The sequence below is a fragment of the Bacillus sp. CGMCC 1.60114 genome (assembly GCF_042676365.1).
Taxonomy (GTDB): Bacteria; Bacillota; Bacilli; order Bacillales; family Bacillaceae_G; genus Bacillus_A; species Bacillus_A rhizoplanae_A.
This window is the reverse complement of record NZ_JBHTHG010000056.1, coordinates 1-19,448: the sequence shown is the minus strand read 5'-3', so window position 1 is coordinate 19,448 and position 19,448 is coordinate 1. Positions and strand designations below refer to the sequence as shown.

Annotated in this window: 15 protein-coding genes and 4 pseudogenes; 16 read left to right on the top strand and 3 right to left on the bottom strand. The window is 37.3% G+C overall.

Annotated elements, in window-relative coordinates:
* Nucleotides 1-133: 133 nt before the first annotated feature.
* Both ACFQZ1_RS26695 and ACFQZ1_RS10770 read left to right on the top strand, forming a co-directional pair.
* Nucleotides 134-546, top strand: a pseudogene (locus ACFQZ1_RS26695) (transposase).
* A gap of 103 nt (nt 547-649) precedes the next feature.
* The gene (locus ACFQZ1_RS10770) at nt 650-2,011 is read left to right on the top strand and encodes a DJ-1/PfpI family protein (RefSeq protein ID WP_377882203.1); all 1,362 of its coding nucleotides are present in this window, start codon (nt 650-652) and stop codon (nt 2,009-2,011) included.
* Nucleotides 2,012-2,286: 275 nt separating this feature from the next.
* Here the strand turns inward: ACFQZ1_RS10770 and ACFQZ1_RS10765 are convergent, their stop codons facing one another.
* Both ACFQZ1_RS10765 and ACFQZ1_RS10760 read right to left on the bottom strand, forming a co-directional pair.
* Nucleotides 2,287-5,481, bottom strand: a complete 3,195-nt coding sequence (locus ACFQZ1_RS10765) for a bifunctional cytochrome P450/NADPH--P450 reductase (protein WP_377882202.1) — start codon at nt 5,479-5,481, stop codon at nt 2,287-2,289.
* Nucleotides 5,482-5,553: 72 nt separating this feature from the next.
* A complete protein-coding gene (locus ACFQZ1_RS10760; protein WP_377882201.1) occupies nt 5,554-6,192 on the bottom strand; it encodes a TetR/AcrR family transcriptional regulator in 639 nt (212 codons plus the stop codon).
* 76 nt (nt 6,193-6,268) lie between these two features.
* Between ACFQZ1_RS10760 and ACFQZ1_RS10755 the strand changes: the two are divergent.
* From ACFQZ1_RS10755 to ACFQZ1_RS10740, 4 genes and pseudogenes are all read left to right on the top strand, one after another.
* Nucleotides 6,269-6,862: pseudogene (locus ACFQZ1_RS10755) on the top strand (IS6 family transposase); the annotation flags it as partial.
* Between the two features lie 431 nt (nt 6,863-7,293).
* Nucleotides 7,294-7,864: pseudogene (locus ACFQZ1_RS10750) on the top strand (recombinase family protein).
* Nucleotides 7,865-8,023: 159 nt separating this feature from the next.
* Complete coding sequence (locus ACFQZ1_RS10745; protein ID WP_377882200.1) at nt 8,024-8,491, top strand: MarR family transcriptional regulator; 468 nt, start codon at nt 8,024-8,026, stop codon at nt 8,489-8,491.
* Between the two features lie 156 nt (nt 8,492-8,647).
* Nucleotides 8,648-10,057 carry an MDR family MFS transporter gene (locus ACFQZ1_RS10740; protein WP_377882199.1) on the top strand — a complete coding sequence of 470 codons (1,410 nt, stop codon included), beginning with the start codon at nt 8,648-8,650 and terminating at the stop codon, nt 10,055-10,057.
* Nucleotides 10,058-10,219: 162 nt separating this feature from the next.
* On the opposite strand, the gene ACFQZ1_RS10735 is transcribed toward ACFQZ1_RS10740, so the two are convergent.
* Nucleotides 10,220-10,417 (bottom strand): IDEAL domain-containing protein, encoded by a 198-nt coding sequence (locus tag ACFQZ1_RS10735; protein WP_377882198.1) that lies wholly within the window; start codon nt 10,415-10,417, stop codon nt 10,220-10,222.
* 390 nt (nt 10,418-10,807) lie between these two features.
* Between ACFQZ1_RS10735 and ACFQZ1_RS10730 the strand changes: the two are divergent.
* The 10 genes and pseudogenes from ACFQZ1_RS10730 to ACFQZ1_RS10685 form a co-directional block, all read left to right on the top strand.
* Nucleotides 10,808-10,921 (top strand): annotated as a pseudogene (locus ACFQZ1_RS10730) (IS3 family transposase); the annotation flags it as partial.
* A 221-nt stretch (nt 10,922-11,142) separates the two neighbouring features.
* Nucleotides 11,143-12,126, top strand: coding sequence for a LacI family DNA-binding transcriptional regulator (locus ACFQZ1_RS10725; protein WP_377882197.1), 984 nt, complete (start codon nt 11,143-11,145; stop codon nt 12,124-12,126).
* 359 nt (nt 12,127-12,485) lie between these two features.
* Nucleotides 12,486-12,896 (top strand): MFS transporter, encoded by a 411-nt coding sequence (locus tag ACFQZ1_RS10720; protein ID WP_377882195.1) that lies wholly within the window; start codon nt 12,486-12,488, stop codon nt 12,894-12,896.
* A 189-nt stretch (nt 12,897-13,085) separates the two neighbouring features.
* Complete coding sequence (locus ACFQZ1_RS10715) at nt 13,086-13,232, top strand: hypothetical protein (RefSeq protein ID WP_377882194.1); 147 nt, start codon at nt 13,086-13,088, stop codon at nt 13,230-13,232.
* Nucleotides 13,233-13,322: 90 nt separating this feature from the next.
* On the top strand, nt 13,323-13,544 hold the full coding sequence (locus ACFQZ1_RS10710) for an alpha/beta fold hydrolase (protein WP_377882193.1): 222 nt from the start codon (nt 13,323-13,325) through the stop codon (nt 13,542-13,544).
* 148 nt (nt 13,545-13,692) lie between these two features.
* The gene (locus ACFQZ1_RS10705; protein WP_377882192.1) at nt 13,693-14,700 is read left to right on the top strand and encodes a carbohydrate kinase family protein; all 1,008 of its coding nucleotides are present in this window, start codon (nt 13,693-13,695) and stop codon (nt 14,698-14,700) included.
* Nucleotides 14,660-16,129 (top strand): sucrose phosphorylase, encoded by a 1,470-nt coding sequence (gtfA, locus tag ACFQZ1_RS10700; RefSeq protein ID WP_377882191.1) that lies wholly within the window; start codon nt 14,660-14,662, stop codon nt 16,127-16,129. Before ACFQZ1_RS10705 ends, gtfA begins: the two co-directional genes overlap by 41 nt.
* A gap of 655 nt (nt 16,130-16,784) precedes the next feature.
* Nucleotides 16,785-17,240 carry a MarR family winged helix-turn-helix transcriptional regulator gene (locus ACFQZ1_RS10695; RefSeq protein ID WP_377882190.1) on the top strand — a complete coding sequence of 152 codons (456 nt, stop codon included), beginning with the start codon at nt 16,785-16,787 and terminating at the stop codon, nt 17,238-17,240.
* 71 nt (nt 17,241-17,311) lie between these two features.
* Nucleotides 17,312-18,283, top strand: coding sequence for an acetyl-CoA carboxylase carboxyltransferase subunit alpha (locus ACFQZ1_RS10690; RefSeq protein ID WP_377882189.1), 972 nt, complete (start codon nt 17,312-17,314; stop codon nt 18,281-18,283).
* Between the two features lie 144 nt (nt 18,284-18,427).
* Complete coding sequence (locus ACFQZ1_RS10685; RefSeq protein ID WP_377882187.1) at nt 18,428-18,838, top strand: nuclear transport factor 2 family protein; 411 nt, start codon at nt 18,428-18,430, stop codon at nt 18,836-18,838.
* Nucleotides 18,839-19,448 lie beyond the last annotated feature (610 nt).

Genomic DNA, 19,448 nt, shown 5'->3' with positions numbered 1-19,448 from the left:
GGTGAAGTCTGCCCAAAATCGAAAAGAATTCATTGATAAACTGTTTGGCATTGCAGCATAATCCGTAAGTTAATAGGAAATTCATGTCCTATGTTTTTTTGAAACCATCTTTGCACCAGAACCCAAATTATCTATGTACAGTTCTCCGTACAATGTTGTGGTTCCAAAAGATCATCTATTTCGTAAAATGGAGCATTCTATCAGTTTTGACTTTTTAAATGAACTGTTGGCAGAGAGCTACTGTAAACATTTTGGAAGACCCGCAAAAGAACCGGAACTTTTCTTTTGGCTCTTATTTCTCCAACACTCTACAATCTATCAGAAGAACGGATTATTGAAAAAGCTCAGGTGAATCTTGCTTACAAGTGGTTTCTGAGTCTAAACCCTGAAGATACACTTCCAGATCCAAGTCTATTATCAAAGTTTCATCGACATCGGGTTGGGATTCAACAGGTGGAAGCCGTTCTATATGATTATAAAAGAATCGTTCGACTGCTGTTCGAGAAAAAAGTCCTTTACCTGGACCTTAGCCCGAGAAAAATATAGTCTTCGGACGATTGTATTAATTTACCTTCTCTCATTATACTTGCATTAAGAAATTAAATAATAATTAATAATTAACTAGAAAAAATCAAGGGAGAGAAGGCAATTGAAAAAAGTATGGCGTTTCATCGTGTATGTGTGCGTTTTCGTTCTGTTTGTGGGAGGAACCGGAGCGATCGGTTTCATGAGCACGATGCAGGAGGCTATGTCGGTTTACGATAAGCGGGTTCCTGCTTCTTTACAAAGCATCCAAGCTCCTGCCTATGATTCGAAAAAGCCGACAGTGGCCGTTATTTTGGCGAATGAAGTGACCGAGGTGTTCGATTTTCTCGTACCATACGAAATGTTCTCCATGACGAACTCGTACAATGTGTTTGCGGCAGCTCCCGACAAAAATATCAAATCGTTGACGGGCGGCCTTGATGTCGTACCGCATTACACTTTCGACGAGTTGGACAAATTGACGGGCAAAGGTCCGGATATAATCGTGATCCCTTTCATGCCGATTTTGGATGAGGCGAAATACAAGCCTGTCCGCGATTGGATAAGGAAACACTCCGGCAAGGAAACGACCTTGTTGTCCATCTGCAATGGGGCGGAAAATTTGGCGGATACCGACCTGCTGAACGGGAAATCTGCGGCAACGCATTGGGGAGATATCGACAGATTGGAAAAGAAATATACCGAGATTACCTGGAAAAGGGGTCAGCGTTACGTGCCTGACGGCAACATAGTCTCCTCGGCCGGCCTGACTTCGGGCATCGATGCCACGCTGTACGTCATATCCCGGCAACTGGGAGAGCCGGCAGCGGAGAAAGTGGCGAAGGAAATGAATTACCCTTCCTACGATTTTGTTCAGCATCCACAAATGGATCCTTTTACGGCTGGTTTGAGTGATATCGTCTATGTTTTGAACAATGCATTTCAATGGAGCAAGAAAAAGAACGGGGTCCTGCTGTATGACGGGGCCGACGAGCTGATGTTATCCTCGGCTTTTGACACGTACGGGGCTTCCGGCACGACGACAACATTGACGATATCTAGCAAACGCGAGCCGGTCGTTACCCGGCACGGTCTGAATCTGATCGCCCGATATCAAATAGCGGATGCTCCTAAACTCGACAAAATGATTTTTGTGGGGCCGGACGTTAAGACGCGCGCTGCGGGCGATATCCGAAACTGGAACGAGAACGGAGGAAAGGCTGAGCAGCTTTACCTGCACAGCGATGCGCCGGAGCGGTTCGCGATGGAGCCTGCGTTTGAAGGTTTGGCGAAACAGGAAGATATCTGGACGGCGAAATTCGCCGCCAAGCGGCTTGAGTACCGTACCACAAGCCAGCTTAAGCTTGAAGGAGCGCCTTTTTCGTACGAAGCGTTCAGCATACCAATCGGTGTCAGCTTGTTGTCTCTGTTCGTCGTTTATTTGGTAGACAGACGTTTCATAAGGAAAAAGACTGTTTCCGTGTGAAAGGGGAAACGAAAGAAGCATCGCAGACGGCCACTTCTAATTGGTGGAGGACAACGGGAATGAAGTGATAAAACAGAGTATATCTATGCTTTAATCCAGGTATCGTCCCCTGCTAATTTGATGGCGATGGGGTAGCACCACATCGCCATCAAGGTAAGAATTTAGAATTACCCCAAAACAAAGATTTTGTGCAAATTGCTCAATTTTCTCGTTTTGGGGTAATTTATGTCTGTTAGGTTGATGGGTATGCGTCTAGACCCCTTTAATAAGAAAAATTAGATTCCAGCCCAAACATCTTTTCCATATCGTCCTTCACATTGTAACTGATCCAACCATTTTTTTGTCTCTTGTTCACTGACACCATGATGTTCTTGGTAAGCCTGACAAAGAGTATCTTCTACATCCGGAGCCATTCGACTTCCATCACCGCATATATAGAGGTGAGCTCCATTATCTAATAATGAAATTAATTTAGCTCCATCTTGTTTCATTAAGTTCTGTACATATGTTTTGGGATGTCCTTCCAAGCGAGAAAAAGCTGTGTGCAAGGATATTAAGCCATCCATTTCATCTTTTTCCAGTTCTGTACGATAAAGATAATCTTTTTCAGGATGACGACAACCGAAATATAGATGAACTTCTCCTAACTTTACCCCTTTTTGTTTTTGAACACGGCGAGCTTGTAAAAACCCTCGAAATGGTGCAATCCCAGTTCCTGGTCCAACCATGATAATTGGCGTTTCTGGATCTTTTGGCAACTGAAAACCGGATTGTGGAGTACGAATAAAACAAGCAATATTGTCTTTGTTGTGACGTTGAGCTAAATAGTTAGAAGCGACCCCTTTATATTCGCCTCGTCCACTCCATGCAGGTCCGCTTACAACACCGACTGTAATACTAAGGAGATCCCGGGCAACGAGTGGTGAGCTTGAAATAGAATAGTAACGCGGTTTGAGTGCAGGGAGAAGTTCTAAAAACCGCACAAACGGCATTTCACATGCTTCGTACTTTTCGAGAAGATCTAACATGGAAATACGTTTCTTTAATATTTGCTCCTGGTAAATTCCCTCTTCCACTAAAGCTTCCAATTCGCGTTTGTGCGGAGGACAAACCGTAAACGACGCCAGTTCCCGTATTTGTGCTCTGGTTGCTGCTTCTTGCACTTCCACACTATAGCTGAGAAGATCATGTAAACTAATAGGCACATCAAGTGGCAGATGACCTGCGTTTCGTCCACTTGATGTTAGCACTACTTGATCATTTCCATTCAAATTATACCTACGGAGAATGCGGTTGACATTTTCCTCACTGTTGTGTGGGAGCACTCCGAGATGGTCTCCTTCCTGATAAGTAACTCCTTGCGGTAAGGCCACCTCGATATGCCGAGTACTCCGATCACTGCCTGCTGATTGAAGTTCGCGATTTTCCACAATAGTTGCATTCACTGCTTCGTACGAACGAGCAAGAGGAGACCCTCCAAGGCCACTGACAAACTGAAGGCTTAGGGTACTGCGTTCTTTTTCTACATTTTCATTGAGCTCCAATCCAAAAGCTTTCATCGTGTCCGACCACATGCTGCATTTCCATTGGTCAAACTGCTCCTCAAAGTCTCCGCTTGCATCGCCCTCCCCGCGTGCCGAAAATCGGGTTGCCCCTTTTTGGGCAAGCTGTTCATCGATGAATCTCGGGACATACTGATAGGTACTGGCCCAATTATGATCTCCACAGCCAAACACCGCATAATGGACACCGGTAAGCTCACCCGGGTTTAGTTCCTCCAGCCACTGAACAAACTGACCTGCATTGCTTGGCGGCTTTCCGTTATAAGAGGAAGTCACAATAAGAACCGCCCCTTCTTTTGGCAGGCTTCCAATCCGATCGTTAAGGGCTGCTACTTCCGTCTGAGCACCGTGTAAACTAGCTGTGTCCGCCAGTTCTCGTGCAATTCCTTCTGCTGTCCCTGTATCAGAGCCGTAAAGAACAAGCAGCGGACGGTTATTGATTCCAATGAGAGAAGCTGCATTCTGAACTTGTTGTTCCATCTTGCGTTCCTCCGGCGTCTCCACTATAGGTGTAAGGACAGATGGATGGATGGCAGCTTGATTTCGGGATTGAACCCTAATCTTAAAATCGCCTGGCTTTAGCGTTAATGTTTGTTTGACATCCAGCTGATAGTTTTGATAATCGATAAGTTCAAAACGCTGGAGAAGCATTCCCAGTACGAGAGTGGCCTCATGAAGGGCAAACTGCATACCGATACATGCCCGCTGGCCATTTCCAAATGGCTTATAAGCATGGTGAGGGACTTTATCCGGGTCTTCAAACCGTTCAGGATGGAATTCTTCCGCATTGTCTCCCCATACGTCTTTATCTCGATGCAGCTGTGGAATAAGAACAGTAATTCGTTCTTCTTCTTTTTTAATTGGGTATTTCCCGCCAATCACCGTGTCTTCTTTTGCATAAAGGCTGAATGCTGGTGCGGTAGGCCATAGACGCAGCGATTCATTTAAAATCATCCGTATATACTTAAGCTGCAGAACTTGTTGATATGTCGGAGTGGAACCTGTTAATACCCGATCTACTTCTTCATAGGCTTTTCTCAATTTATCCGGATTTTTCAATAAGAAATAGATCGCAAAGGATAATAAACCACTTGTTGTCTCGTGCCCAGCTATTAAAAAGGTGATGATTTGGAATCGAATATTTTCATCATCCAGTTTTTCGCCTGTTTCCGGATCCTTAACATTTAACATACGGGAAAGCAAATCATTTTCTTCCTGATTTCCATTGGCCTTACGTTCAGCAATAATATTATCCACTAAAGAAAACATGGTTTGGATATCATGCTGAAATTGACGTTTAGTTCTCACCATGAGTTTGTCCTGTATATCCAGTCGCTGTAATTGATGCATCGCTTCATCTAGAGCACGGACCATGCTCGTGATAAAAGGATGAGGAGTCTCACGATAATAACTGTTAAATCGGTAATTAAAACCGCATAAACCAATCGTGTCCAATGTAAGACGGGTCATATCCTCTGGGACATCCACCTCTTCATTCGGATTAAGCCGTGCCCATTTTTGAACGAGCTGTACGGCAATATCTACCATCATGGCATGGTAATCCTTCATTGCCCTCTGGCTAAATGTAGGCATTAAAATATTATGGGCTTTTCTCCAGTTAGGCTCGTGAGTCCCGCTTGTAAATAACCCGTCTCCTCCAAACGGACGAACCTTTGCTAAAGCCCCTTCTACACTTTTATCGAACCGTGACTGGTCACAGACTTCCGCTACCAGTTCATGTCCAGAAACGATAATGGCGGTATCTCCTGGAGTTTGAAGCCGAAAAATGGGACCGTACTCTTCGGCTAGTTTGATAAACGATAAAACCGGTTTATCTCTATCGATTAATGGGATATTACCAAGCGGGCCATAGGTTTTCGGTTGAGGAATAGCAGTCAATTTTTCCATTAAAAACACCCTTTCAAAAAAGTATGTTATTTTTATTGATTATCTTTATTTGAAAATCTCTGACTATCCGTATTACTTGATAAAGTTTACTTTTAAGCTGTGCTTGATCACTTGTTTCCATTTCTCTTCATCTTTTGTTATATCCATGAAATTTCTCATAACATGAGGGGTGGCCTGCTGGTATGCAACAGATGACAACAACATGACACTGAGTTCCTCTGGATGCTGGTCTGCGAGAACACCCAATTCTATCCCTTTTACAATAAAAGGATAAGTTTGTTCGTGAAAAGGCTTGATTAATTTAGCAAGTAAATGGTCAAATCTTTCACCATGTTGAACGGTTTCGTTAATGATAAACAAACTGAATTCTCGATGTTGAAAACTCATGTCAACCAGTTTGTCGAATAATTCGACTAATAAGACTCTCATATCCGAAGCATTATTTACATCTTTTAGACTAAAGTCATTGGTTTGCATCACCCTATGGGAAAGTTTTGATATCACTTCTTTCCATAAATCTAATTTTGAACCAAAATGGTACTTTACAAGAGCCATATTGACATTAGCATCCATTGCAATTTCGCGGAGACTCGTTTCCTCAAATCCTTTTGTTGAAAAAAGCTTAGTAGCAGAGTTTAAAAGATCCATTTTTGCCACTTCTTTATCTTTGATAGGTCTTCCGGGTGCTTTTTTACTATCAGAATCATTCATAATAGAAGTTCCTTTCTGTTATTAATCAAATGATTAATTAATACAAATTTATTATTAATCATTTGATTAATAAAGTCAAGAAAGAGACCTATCCATTTCTCATACAACGATTATGCGTTGGGTTCATCAGTATGGTCCTGAATTGGACAAACGGATCCGTCGTTACCTCAAACAAACAAATGACTCTTGGAGAGTCGATGAAACATATATCAAAATAAAAGAGCAATGGGTGTACCTGTATCGTGCTGTTGATTCGAAAGGAAACACAATCGATTTTTACCTAAGCAAAGCAAGAGACCAGAAGGCTGCAAAGCGCTTTTTCAAGAAGGCCTTGCAGTCTTTTCATGTTTCAAAACCTCGTGTTATAATAGTCGATAAAAATCCAGCTTATCCTATAGCAATTGAACAGTTGAAAAAAGAAAAAAGCATACCTGGTGGTGCGCAACTTAGACAACAAAAGTACTTGAATAACATAGTAGAACAAGATCATCGTTTTATAAAGAAGCGTATCCGTTCTATGTTAAAGCTCAAACCTTTTGATACAGCTACATCCATTATTTTGGGAGTAGAAGCCATGCATATGATTACAAAAGAACAGATTAATTTACGGAATCAGCCCGTCCAAACTCAGAAAGAATTCATTCATCAATTGTTTGGACTTGCAGTATAAGATACGATTCCGTTAGGAATATATGTGCTTTATTCTCTTTTATTTTTGCACCAGAACCCAAAAAGAACTTGTAGAAATAACTACAAGTTCTTTTTAGGGTTTAGGTGAATAATAGAGCAACACAAACAATTTCATTAGACATACTAACCTAAGGGGAAATGTCTTAATAATTTTATTATATAACAAATATTAACATTTCAAGATTATAATTTTGAAAGTTATGTGAATTATGAAAACGAATGGTTTATTACTCTTGTATCAACCAAAAAGTCTCATTCGTTTATCTCGTATAAAACAAATAATTTTCAACATTATTTATTGCAACCCTTTTTGTATCACTAGAGTATACTCTAGTGATACAAATGTAGTAGACTGATAAAATCATAATTTAGAGTGTCTCATAAGACTTGTATCAAAAATGAGGTGATATTTTGCAAAAAACCGGTTATATACGTGTCAGTTCTACTAGCCAAAATCCTTCAAGGCAATTTCAGCAACTGAACGAAATCGGGATGGATATTATTTTTGAAGAAAAAGTTTCTGGAGCAACAAAGGATCGTGAGCAACTTCAAAAAATGTTAGAGGATTTACGAGAAGGTGACATTATTTATGTTACAGACTTAACTCGGATCACTCGAAGTACGCAGGATTTATTTGAATTGATTGATTTAGTACGAAGTAAAAAAGCAAGCTTAAAATCACTCAAGGATACTTGGCTAGATTTATCAGAAGATAATCCATACAGCCAATTCTTAATTACGGTAATGGCTGGTGTTAACCAATTAGAGTCTTATTCGTATGCGTCAACGTGAAGGCATTGAACTGGCTAAGAAAGAAGGAAAGTTTAAAGGCCAGTTAAAGAAATATCATAAAAATCACGCAGGAATGAATTATGCAGTAAAGCTATATAAAGAAGGAGGTATGACTGTAAATCAAATTTGTGAAATTACAAATGTGTCTAGAGCTTCATTATATAGAAAGCTATCAGAAGGGAAAAAATAGTCCTTTCTTATTCAATTAAAGGGCCAGATTGTTTAAGAAATAATGATACAGTTAAGCGGGGAAAACCTTTAATATATTTGAATAAATCTTTAACATTGTTGAACAGGAAAAAAAAATTGGTATATTATTATTTAGGTACCACGAGTGGGAGGACACGCCATGACCAAAGAGGAACAGTTCATAATGAATGTGAGAGACTTATTTGACAAGATGGCTTGGCTAAATAAGTTTAAGATGGAAGACAGGCTTAAGGGGTATATGCCTACTGAAGTACATTGTATCGAATCCATTGAAAAAAATAGAGATACCAATGTGACAAAACTTGCGAAGTCCCTTTATATGACTAAAGGTGCCATAAGTAAATTAACTAAGAAGCTTATAAAAAAAGGCCTTATCGAAAGCTACCAAAAGCCGGATAACAAGAAAGAAATTTATTTCCGGCTTACTGAGCAAGGAAAAATAATTTATGACATTCATGAGGAACTTCACAAAGAATTTCAAGAACGGGACAAAGTTATATTTGAAAAAGTAACCGAGAAACAATTTGACAGTATGCTTAACTTCGTGGAAAAGTATAGCAAGCATTTGGATGAGGAAATAAAGAAACAAGGTATAACTATTAATTGAATGAGAAGAAAATTGAACAATGAAACTAAAGGCAACCTAACTCTATGGTAAACGGGCTGCCTTTTTTATTGTTCGTGTTTTGTTGACAAGGAAATAAAATGGTGTTATTTTTTTGTTGACCAGGAAACAATAGACAACTTCTGAGAGGAGAATAATATGTCAAAAGATAAAATAAAGGAACCAGGAATACCAAAAGAAATTCTAAAGGCTGCCTGGGCTATTGCACTTGGAGCAATTGCTCCCATGCTGGACTCCACTATGGTGAATATCGTCATCGACCAACTAAATAAAGATTTCAACACGACATTGGATACAATTCAATGGTCTGTTACAGGTTATGTTTTAGCACTAGCAATTGCTGTTCCGGTATCCGGTTGGCTAATGAACCAATTTAACGGGAAGAAAATTTTTATCGGCGCAGTCATTGCCTTTGGTGTGATTTCCGTTTGCGTCGGAATTAGTTGGAACATTTCCAGCTTCATCTTTTTCCGTTTGCTTCAAGGATTTAGCGCAGGGATTATTACCCCGCTCATGTCAACACTCTTGGTTAAAACAGCCGGTCCAGAAAATCTAGGGAAAGTAATGGCAATCGTCAGTACACCTATGATCTTGGGTCCAATCTTAGGACCTGTAATCGGGGGTGGCATCGTTCAGGGGGCATCATGGCATTGGATTTTTTTCATAAACGTGTTCATCGTCTTGATTACCACGCCACTTATGATGAAAACTATTCCAGACTTTGAACCATTCAATAAAGATAGTAAACTTGATGTTTTTGGGATTATCGATTTATCCTTAATGAGTGTGGCATTGATTTACGGAATTACGAAAGCAGCGGACCATGCATCATTTAACAATAGCGAAACAATTCTATGGGTCGGCATTGGCTTTGTTTTAGCAGTAATTTACCTTTTATATAATCGAATCAGAAAGAATCAAACTGTGCTTCCGATGAATTTGTTTGCAAACAAGAACTTCTTGGCATCTAGCATCGGTTTGTTCTTAGCGAATATTGCCGTCATGGGACCCATGTTAATACTTCCATTGTTCTTTCAAAACTTCCGTCATTTCACGGCTACCGAAGCAGCTCTTGCGTTAATTCCTCAAGGAGTAGGGATGCTCGTTACTCGACCAATAATCGGAAAAATGATTGACAAGATCGGTGCGAAATACGTGGTTATGGTCAGTATTGTTCTTTCGCTTATCGGATCTATTCCGCTTATCTTTATCACTGATAAAACAAGTATGGTTTGGATTTCCATCGTATTGTTTATCCGTGGTACCAGTTTTGGAGGAATTATGCTTCCGTTGACGAGTGACGCTTATACAGGACTTGACAGCAAGCAACTTCCAGAAGCAGGTGTCGGTATTAATATTATTGATAATCTTGGTTCAAGCTTTGGTTCAGCTGTTATCGCCACCGCTGTCGCAACTGTCATACAAGGATTGCAACCAACGAGTGCCAATAGTTTAAAAGGTTACCATGCTGGATTCTTAGTTTCCACTATCGTCCTTGCGGTAATCTTCATCCCAAGTCTATTCCTCACGCATATAAAGGAAGCATAATAATGATGGGTTTTAGAACTTAGAGATAACGTTCAAGATTAGTTCAGCAATCAGGCGTTTTAATGAAGCATAGAAAGGGAAGAAGTAAAAACACTTCTTCCCTTTCCTGTTATGGTTTTATCCATTTTATCTTAAAATCATACTGATAGACATACATTAGTTTTAAGAAATACTTTTTAATTCCTCTGTTAATCGTAGGAATTCTTCCTTGTTTCGATTTTGTAGTGATCGTTCGATTTCCTTTTGGATTTTCTCTTTTCGGAAATCATGAATGGCTTTGTCTAAAACCATTTCAGCAAATAGAGAATCCATGACGTTTACTTCAGATTGTGATGGTGTATTAAGTAAGTGCTTTTTCATAGGAAATCAACTCCTTAACCTTTTTTCTATTATACCAAAAATTTACGATTATTCAAACTATTTTGTTAATTTATAACATACAGTAAAAGCAGGAGATACTCCTGCTTTTGTCACCAAATTATTTTACCTAAGGTAAAAATCTTCCGTTTCCTTCCCCTAATATAAGCCTGCTCCATTGATTCTTGGTTCAGTATTATTCTAAATCATCCGCAAAACTCAATGCTGCATTATCCTTTCGTTTTAAATATTTTTCCAAATAAATTTGTGTTATGAGGATAGAGTCATGTGCCAGTGTACGTTGTATTTTCGTAATCTCGACTCCTCTAGATGAAACTGCTATCGCAAAAGTATCAGTATGTCCAAGTTTACTAGATTTCTTGCACCAGAACCAAACTAGCTTTATTCCGTTATATCGAGGGCTGGTATAACAGGAAGCGAATTTATGGAAGCATTGGGTATATTACTCCTCAAGCTTTCGAGGATCAAGCTCGAAAGTCAGCATAATCCTCACATTTTTGTGTCCAGCTTATTGACTCAAATCCAATTCATCAACTATTCGGTATTTCAGCATAAAATAGATTCCACTAGGAAACGTTTCGCCTCTGTATATCCTCCCAAAGTATTTGCACCAGAACCGCTTGAAGTTGTGATTGTGTTGATTGTAAACAATTAATACTTTATAATTTGTTTGATGATTTGTAGAACACGGGGGAGGTTGTTAAAAAATGAAACCGACATTAGAAGATGTTGCTTTACATGCCGGAGTTTCACCGACCACCGTTTCAAGAGTATTGAATAATCGTGGTTATATTAGTAAAGAAACTCGCAAGCGTGTTTATGAGTCTATGAAAGCAATTAATTATTTTCCCAATGAGATGGCGAGGTCCCTTTTAGCGAAACAAAGTCACATTATCGGGTTGATTTTTCCTACGGTGAGCAATCCGTTTTTTGGTGAGTTAATTTTTAATATTGAAATGATATGTGAGGAATTAGGTTATAAAGTGTTTTTATGTAATAGCTTAAATCATGTGGATAAAGAAAAAAAGTATTTAGATATGCTATTACGAAATCAGGTAGACGGAATCATTGTAGGTAGTCATAATAGAGGGATATTTGATCAGGTTATAACAAGTCTACCAATTGTTGCTGTTGATCAGTTTATTTCTGAATCTGCTCCAATTGTATCTTCTAATAATTACTTAGGTGGTAAATTGGCTACAGAGCACCTAATAAAAAAAGGTTGTAAAAAGATTATCCATATTAGTGGACCAATACGATTAGATACTCCGACACATTTACGTTCCGCCGCATACAAAGATGTGATGGAAGCTAATGGTTTTGAGCCAATTATTTATGAAACGGTTCAAACTTTTAATCATACTGAAACCGATGAATTAATTAAGCGAGTATTACAGGAAAATCCAGATGTAGATGGTATTTTTGCAAGTGACGATATTTTTGCAGCGAACCTTCATAATAAAGCATTACAAATTGGAATAAACGTACCAGATGAGTTGAAAATTGTTGGTTATGACGGAACTGAAACAGTAAGAAAACTTTTTCCACAATTAACTACTATAAAACAGCCTATTTCTGAAATGGCAGAAATAGCAGTTAAAATATTAGTTAGTAAGATAAAAAATGAGGAAATTTTAACGAATTTGAATAAACCACTTGATGTAAGTCTTGTCGAAGGCAGCACAACATAGTCATATTTTAATAGTGAATACCTTTCACTATTAAAATATGACTTTTTTTGTCAAAAAAGAGAATAGACGTTCATGTAAAAATACAATCTAAGAAGGAGAAATAATACGATTGTTAAAAGGCATGTTATATTAAAAATTAAATTTTATTGAAAAATATGAAATTAACATGTCAAAGGATTGACATGTTAATCCTTTGACATATAATAGAGCTATGAAAACGTTTTAATACATTAAATAAATTTAAGAGATTAATTTGGAGAGGAAACCATGACAGAGAAGTTAAGCTTTAGGGAAAAATAAGCTATGGCATAAGTGGCGCAGCTTACAATCTAGTATTTACTGTTATATCAACATACTTAATGTTTTACTACACGGATGTAGCTGGACTGAGCATTGCGACAGTAGGGACTTTATTTTTAATCGTACGTATATTAGATGCTTTTGCTGGTCCGATTTTTGGAGTTCTAATCGATAAAACTACTTCAAGGTATGGGAAAACTAAGCCTTGGTTTTTATGGATGTCCCTTCCTTTTGGAATTATTACGATACTAACCTTCTCTGTCGGTTATTTTGATCAGTCGTATAAATTGGTGATGGCTTATGTTACTTATGTATTGTTAAATATTATAATTTTCGGAATTAATCTTCCAATTTCAGCAATTCTTCCAAGTTTAACAGAAGATCTAACAGAAAGAACTTCTACAAACATATTTCGAAGTATCGGAGGTCAAATTGGAGTTTGGTTTCAGGACTTGTTGCACTTCCATTAATAATAAATTTTAGTAATGATACAAATCAAAAAGGATTCTTTTTGACAATAGTCTTTTTTTTCAATCATATCTGTTGTTATGTTTCTAATAACATTTGCGGGGACAAAAGAACAAGTTAAGTTTCAGTAGACAGAATCAATCCCATTTAGAAAGAGCATAAAAGCTCTATTACCTAATACTCCTTGGTGGATGCTTGCTCTAACAAACTTTGTTATTTTTATTAGTGTTGTTGCTAGCTTTGTTGCAGGTGAAATCCCAAATAACATTCAAGCATTATGTATGTGGTCTCCAGCGGCAGTAGTTACAGATGAAATCAATATAGATACAACTATTTAAGGACAGCCTATTTCGCAAATAAAGGAACAAGGGGATTTTGATTTTAATAGTTTAAAACCTGGCCCGAATTTTATTAATGACGTTGCAGATTTGAAAATCTATCCCAATGCATCTCGATTTAAGGGGGATGTAAAGATTATTTATGGAGATAAGGATTTGATTGCTCCATCTGAATATGCCTTTAAATATAAAGAAGCTTATTCACAAGAAATTATCATAAAAATAATTGAAGGTGCTGATCATTCTTGGGGGAATATTCCACACGGAGAGGCTTTATTTAAAGAAACATTAAATTTTTTCATAAAGATATAAATTAATCTTGAATGAAGGTAGAAAAAATCTTATTTAACTGAGAAGCAGCATAATAATGATGTTGCTCCATTCCATTCATTTCAAAATAGGTAATGAATATCAATTAAAGCTTTTCTTTTAGTGCCTTTCAAAAATTCGGAGGATTAAGATGTTTAATTTGGATGAAAAAATAGAATTTCAAAACAAAAGTAATGATATCTTAACAGTTGGAGAAATTCTTATAGATATGATATCTACAGATTATGATGAGAATTTTGAGTGTAATACTTATTCTAAGTTTTTTGGAGGATCACCATCCAACATTGCGATGAACGTCAAAATGCTAGGAATAAACTCCCTTGTTGCTTCGGCAGTTGGAGAAGATGGATTGGGAAATTTTTTAATAAACTACTTGAGTAAAACGGGGATAGATCCGAGTTGTGTACAGATAGTCGAAGATTCAACAAGTATGGTAGTAGTAACAAAGAGTAAATCAACACCTATTCCTATTTTTTATCGAGGGGCCGACTACCAATTAGACTATACCTTAGAACTTGAAGAGGCAGTTAAAAATTCTAAAATAGTTCATTTCTCTTGCTGGCCAATTTCTAGGATACCATCCCGTCATACTATCGAAAAAGTGATGGAAGTGGCAAAAAAGAACAATAGCCTAGTATGCTTTGACCCAAATTATCATCCCAAGTTATGGCGAAAGGGAGAAGATGGTGTTAAGTATGTTAAATCAATCATAGGTAAGGTCGATATTGTAAAGCCTTCGGAGGATGATGCAGAGAGATTGTTTGGAAAAGATACTCATGAAAAACAAATTGAAAAATTTTTGAATCTCGGAGTAAAACTTGTCATCATGACATTGGGTAAGGATGGAGCAATTGTTTCGAATGGAAAAAAGATGATCTCTTTCAATACATTAGCTACTGCGGTAGTTGATACGACAGGCGCAGGTGATGCATTTTGGTCAGGATTTTATGCTGCGGTGGTGAAAGGATATACGATTAGACAAGCCCTAAATTTGGGATTCGCTGTATGTGCCTATAAATTGAAATATACAGGTGCTGTAGTTGATTTGCCGAAGCTTGAATTAATTAAAGAACTGTTTGATTGCAGGAGGTTAACAAATGACAGTAAAAAATCAAGTACAACTAATAACATATCCTGATTCACTGGGAGGAAACTTAAAGGCGCTAAATCATGTCCTACATCAACATTTTTTAGACATATTTAAAGGTGGAGTGCATATTCTGCCACCTTTTCCCTCTTCAGGGGATAGGGGATTTTCTCCATTAACTTACCTAGAAATTGAGCCAAATTTCGGCACTTGGGATGACGTTCGTGCGCTTGGTGAAAATTTTGATGTGCTGGTAGATTTGATGGTCAACCATATTTCCCAGAAGTCTGATTATTTTCAAGACTTCCTAAAAAAAGGACGTAAATCAGAGTATGCCGATTTATTTATTACCTTAGACAAAATTTGGGAAGATGGAGAGCCGGTACAAGAAGACATTGACAAAATGTTTCTGCGCCGGACAATCCCCCATTCTACTTTTACGATTCAGGAAACGGGCAAAGAAGAGAAAGTTTGGACAACATTTGGCAAGAACAATCCTTCAGAACAAATTGATTTAGATGTTAAATCGGAGAGAGTAAAACAACTGCTTACGGATTTCTTTATGAACTTTAAGGAAAATGGTGTGAAGATTGTCCGTTTAGACGCAGTTGGCTACGTAATTAAAAAGCTTGGGACAAGCTGCTTTTTCGTGGAACCGGAAATCTATGAGTTCCTTGATTGGATTATGGAGCTTGCCATTTCGCTGGACATTGAACTGCTTCCGGAAGTGCATGCCCATTACACCACCCAATTCAAGCTGGCTGAGCATGGCTGCTGGATCTATGATTTTATTTTACCATATAGAGTTCTAGATACGTTGATTAATAGGAACAGCAGCGCTCTTTGTGACTATCTCAAGAGTCGTCCCCATAAGCAGTTTACAATGTTAGACTGCCATGACGGAATTCCCATTAAGCCGGACATGGATGATCTTATTAACACAAAAGAGGCTAGAAAATTAGTTGATGTATGCTTGGAAAGAGGCTCAAACCTTAGTCTTATTTTATCGGATGAACATAAAGCAGAGGATGGCTTTGATGTTCATCAAATTAGATGTTCCTATTACTCTGTTCTTAATTGTGATGACGACGCATACTTAGCAGCCAGAGCTATTCAGTTTTTTACACCGGGGGTTCCACAAGTGTATTATGTAGGACTGCTGGCAGGGGAAAATGACCTCGAAAATGTAAAGAAAACAGGTGAAGGACGTGAAATAAACCGCCACAACTTTAGCCTTGAAGAAATTGAAAAATCCCTTGAAAAAGAGGTTGTTCAGCGGCTGTTAAAGTTAATAAGATTTAGAAATGAGTATGAAGCATTTAATGGGAAATTTAAAGTTTTGGAATCTGCCAATGATGAAATTCGAATATCCTGGAAAAAGGATGATAGATACTGTACATTGTTTATTGATCTTAAAACGAATAAGACGATAATTGATTATATTGACGAAAATGGGGAGGTAACTCAATATTTTGTTTAACAATTATGGCATGGTTTGTGGTGAAACCATGGAATAGAACTCTGCACATATGTCAATGATGCCACGATGGTGTATATCATTAAAAGGGAAAATGTGGATATAGGAATACTAAACATAAGTCTAGCATTTGAACTTGCTATTAAGTTGGTTGTTCATTGCGATAAGGATTTGGAGATTGGTCAGACACAAGCTGGTATACGTCATGTTGTACCAATAACTGGGGAATCATGGGCTCGCTATACGCTACAAGCTATGATGGTACTCTCATCTCAGTCCTAAATCAAGGTGAGAATTATGTAAGATATTGGATGTGTCAGAAAGTTCTGGGATGGATATTGATTTTGAAAGGAATGCCTTCATCTATACAACACCGAGTTTCGAAGTATCAGGGGGGCACGTTACATCGCCATCAAGCTAAGAAATACAAATACCTCCAAAACAAGAAAATTGACATCTTTATGGAAAAATGTACATTTTTTTTGTTTTGGGGTGTTATAAGATTCTTAAGTTGATGGGCATGTATGGTGAGGCCTACATGGGGGATATGTATTCAAATTAGCTCGATAGGCATGCGTCGGGACCCCTATTTCTTTTAATGAACCTTATGTGTATGATACATTAGTTGTATCATACATCATTATAGGAGGAGATATGTTTGAAAAGAGAGGAAGCTCTAAAATTAAGAATGGATATCCTGAAATTTGTAAGAATGTTTGGGTTTATGGATTCTCTGAATAAACCGTTAGGAAGATCTTTATCGGTTTCTCAGGTAATGGCATTAGAAGAATTAGAATTCACCAAATTAACTGTTTGGGAACTAGCTAATAAACTTATGTTAGAGCGTTCGTCAGTGAGCCGATTAGTAGACAAATTGATAAAAGAAGGGGTCGTTTGTCGTGAAATAAACGAGAAAAACAGAAGAGAAATTCATTTCTCTCTGACAGATAAAGGTGAAGTAACAGTTCATCAAATAAGAGAACAATCAATTGAATTTTATCAAAACGTTCTAATGAATTTATCTGAATTAGAACAAAAGAAGGTTGTTGATGGCTTCGAATTACTTATTAAATCCATTTCCGAAGTAACGTGCAAAACAAAAAGAGAAAATTAAAAACAGTATTTAAATTTCAAAATATACTCTCATTAATTTACAATTATTCACACTGTAAAAGGGGGACAAACATGAGTCTGGACTTCGAACGTCCTATAATTGAGTTAAGAAAAAAAGTTTCTGAAATACAGAAGTTTATGATAGAAAACGATCTGGATTTATCATCAGAAATTGATATGTTACAAGAACGTTTAAATAAAATAGAAAATGAAATATATGATAACCTTACCCCTTTTCAACGAGTTCAAATCGCAAGAGTTCGTAATCGACCTACAACATTAGACTATATTCCCCTATTGTTTACGAACTTTTTAGAGCTTCATGGTGATAGACTATATGGAGATGATAAAGCAATCATAGGTGGAATTGCTAAGTTTCAAGAAGTACCTGTTACTATCATTGGTCAACAAAGGGGAAGAAATACAAAGGAAAGTATCGAACGAAATTTTGGAATGGCTCATCCAGAAGGTTATAGAAAAGCTCTAAGGCTTATGAAGCAAGCTGAAAAATTTAAACGTCCTGTTATCACATTTATCGATACATCAGGAGCGTATCCTGGAAAGGAATCTGAAGAACGTGGAATATCAGAGGCAATAGCTCGGAATCTCTTTGAAATGAGCAATCTCAAAGTACCAATCGTATCTATTGTAATCGGCGAAGCTTCAAGTGGTGGAGCCCTCGGTATCAGTGTTAGTAATCATATTCATATGTTAGAAAACTCATGGTACTCAGTTATTTCCCCAGAGGGTGCAGCATCTATACTATGGAAAGATTCTGCGCAAGCTCCTAAAGCGGCTGAATACATGAAAATTACCGCAGCAGATGCTAAAGAATTAGGAATTATTGATACTTTAATCCCTGAGGTTAAAGGTGGAGCGCATAATGATGTAGAATCACAAGCGAAAATGATCGAATCTACAATCGAATCTTCTCTAAAAGAATTGGTATCATTATCTTTAGAAGAGCTTATACAACAACGTTATGACAAGTTTAGAGATATAGGTGAATTTAGGATTGGAGACGGAAACCCTCTATCTTTTTAAACTAGCGATGAAAGTCTGCTTTGTCCAAAAATCTCTTTGTAAAATAGTAAGGACAAACTTTTCCTTTTTCTCAATTTGTATGATTTTTACTAAATTCTTAAACAATGGGAGAAAGACTGTAAAATTTAAGAAAGAAGTTTTGAAATGATGAATAATGCCCAACTGGTTTTAGCCAATTATTATAATGCATTAGGTAGTAAACAAATTGATAGAGTGATTGAACTAGTTCACGATGAAGCAAAATTTATTATTCTTAAAAAAGAGACATCTAAAAAAATGCCTTTATATGGTACATACGAAGGTAAAGAGGGAGTAAAAAAATATTTAAATATTTTAGAGGAAGCATATCAAATAGATATGTTTGTCATTAATAAAATAATTGGTGATCAAGATACAGCATTTGCATGGGGAAGTTTTCGAATCAAAGTCCGAGTAACTGGAAAAACCTTTGAGAGTGATTGGGCAGTGGTTTGTGAAATTGAAAAAGAGAAGATTAAGTTATTTCAATTCTTTGAAGATACAGCTGCATTAGAAGAAGCTTTTGAGTTAACTTAATCGAATAATGATTGAATATTGAGGTGTGATTAATTCAAAAAAAATTACAAGAAAGAAGAGACATTCATTTTCCATAGCCATTATGTTAAGAAATCCGTTGTTCCCCAAAACGAAAAAAATGAGCTGAATTCTAATAGGGGTACAGCCGAGATACGTGTAAAAATAGGTTATAGGACTACTTTTATTTTCAATATGGTTTAAAGTTGAATTTTTTATCTATAATCACACAATTGAAACGAAGTGTTTTCAGTAACTAACCAACGGATGATTAGGGTTAACCCATAGTAGACAAAGCCAGGGTTTTCATTGTAAATAAACTTTATTTGGAATAAAATAAAGTTATCAATAAATGTCATAGATAAATATGGTAAAATATACATAGAGTAACAACTCAAAAAGTAAAATAGTGATTCAAGTTAAAAAAGTACTCATGTGGGTGCTTTTTTTGCTGTCTTACAAATACAGAGGGGATTTCATCATGAATATTATCGACTTAGAACTAGTACGAAAGAGAAAGAGCAAGGAAAATAAAATGATTACAATACCCATTATCGAACGGGTTTTTGAAGTAAATGGAGAAATTCAGTTTGAAGTAGCTGGCGAAAAAGAA

Bases quoted from the DNA above. Each gene is read 5' to 3' on its own strand.
- ACFQZ1_RS10765 (WP_377882202.1), bottom strand. From the start codon at position 5,481: ATGGAAAAATTGACTGCTATTCCTCAACCGAAAACCTATGGCCCGCTT.
- ACFQZ1_RS10760 (WP_377882201.1), bottom strand. From the start codon at position 6,192: ATGAATGATTCTGATAGTAAAAAAGCACCCGGAAGACCTATCAAAGAT.
- ACFQZ1_RS10745 (WP_377882200.1), top strand. From the start codon at position 8,024: ATGACCAAAGAGGAACAGTTCATAATGAATGTGAGAGACTTATTTGAC.
- ACFQZ1_RS10740 (WP_377882199.1), top strand. From the start codon at position 8,648: ATGTCAAAAGATAAAATAAAGGAACCAGGAATACCAAAAGAAATTCTA.
- ACFQZ1_RS10735 (WP_377882198.1), bottom strand. From the start codon at position 10,417: ATGAAAAAGCACTTACTTAATACACCATCACAATCTGAAGTAAACGTC.
- ACFQZ1_RS10725 (WP_377882197.1), top strand. From the start codon at position 11,143: ATGAAACCGACATTAGAAGATGTTGCTTTACATGCCGGAGTTTCACCG.
- ACFQZ1_RS10720 (WP_377882195.1), top strand. From the start codon at position 12,486: ATGTTTTACTACACGGATGTAGCTGGACTGAGCATTGCGACAGTAGGG.
- ACFQZ1_RS10715 (WP_377882194.1), top strand. From the start codon at position 13,086: ATGCTTGCTCTAACAAACTTTGTTATTTTTATTAGTGTTGTTGCTAGC.
- ACFQZ1_RS10705 (WP_377882192.1), top strand. From the start codon at position 13,693: ATGTTTAATTTGGATGAAAAAATAGAATTTCAAAACAAAAGTAATGAT.
- gtfA (WP_377882191.1), top strand. From the start codon at position 14,660: ATGACAGTAAAAAATCAAGTACAACTAATAACATATCCTGATTCACTG.
- ACFQZ1_RS10690 (WP_377882189.1), top strand. From the start codon at position 17,312: ATGAGTCTGGACTTCGAACGTCCTATAATTGAGTTAAGAAAAAAAGTT.
- ACFQZ1_RS10685 (WP_377882187.1), top strand. From the start codon at position 18,428: ATGATGAATAATGCCCAACTGGTTTTAGCCAATTATTATAATGCATTA.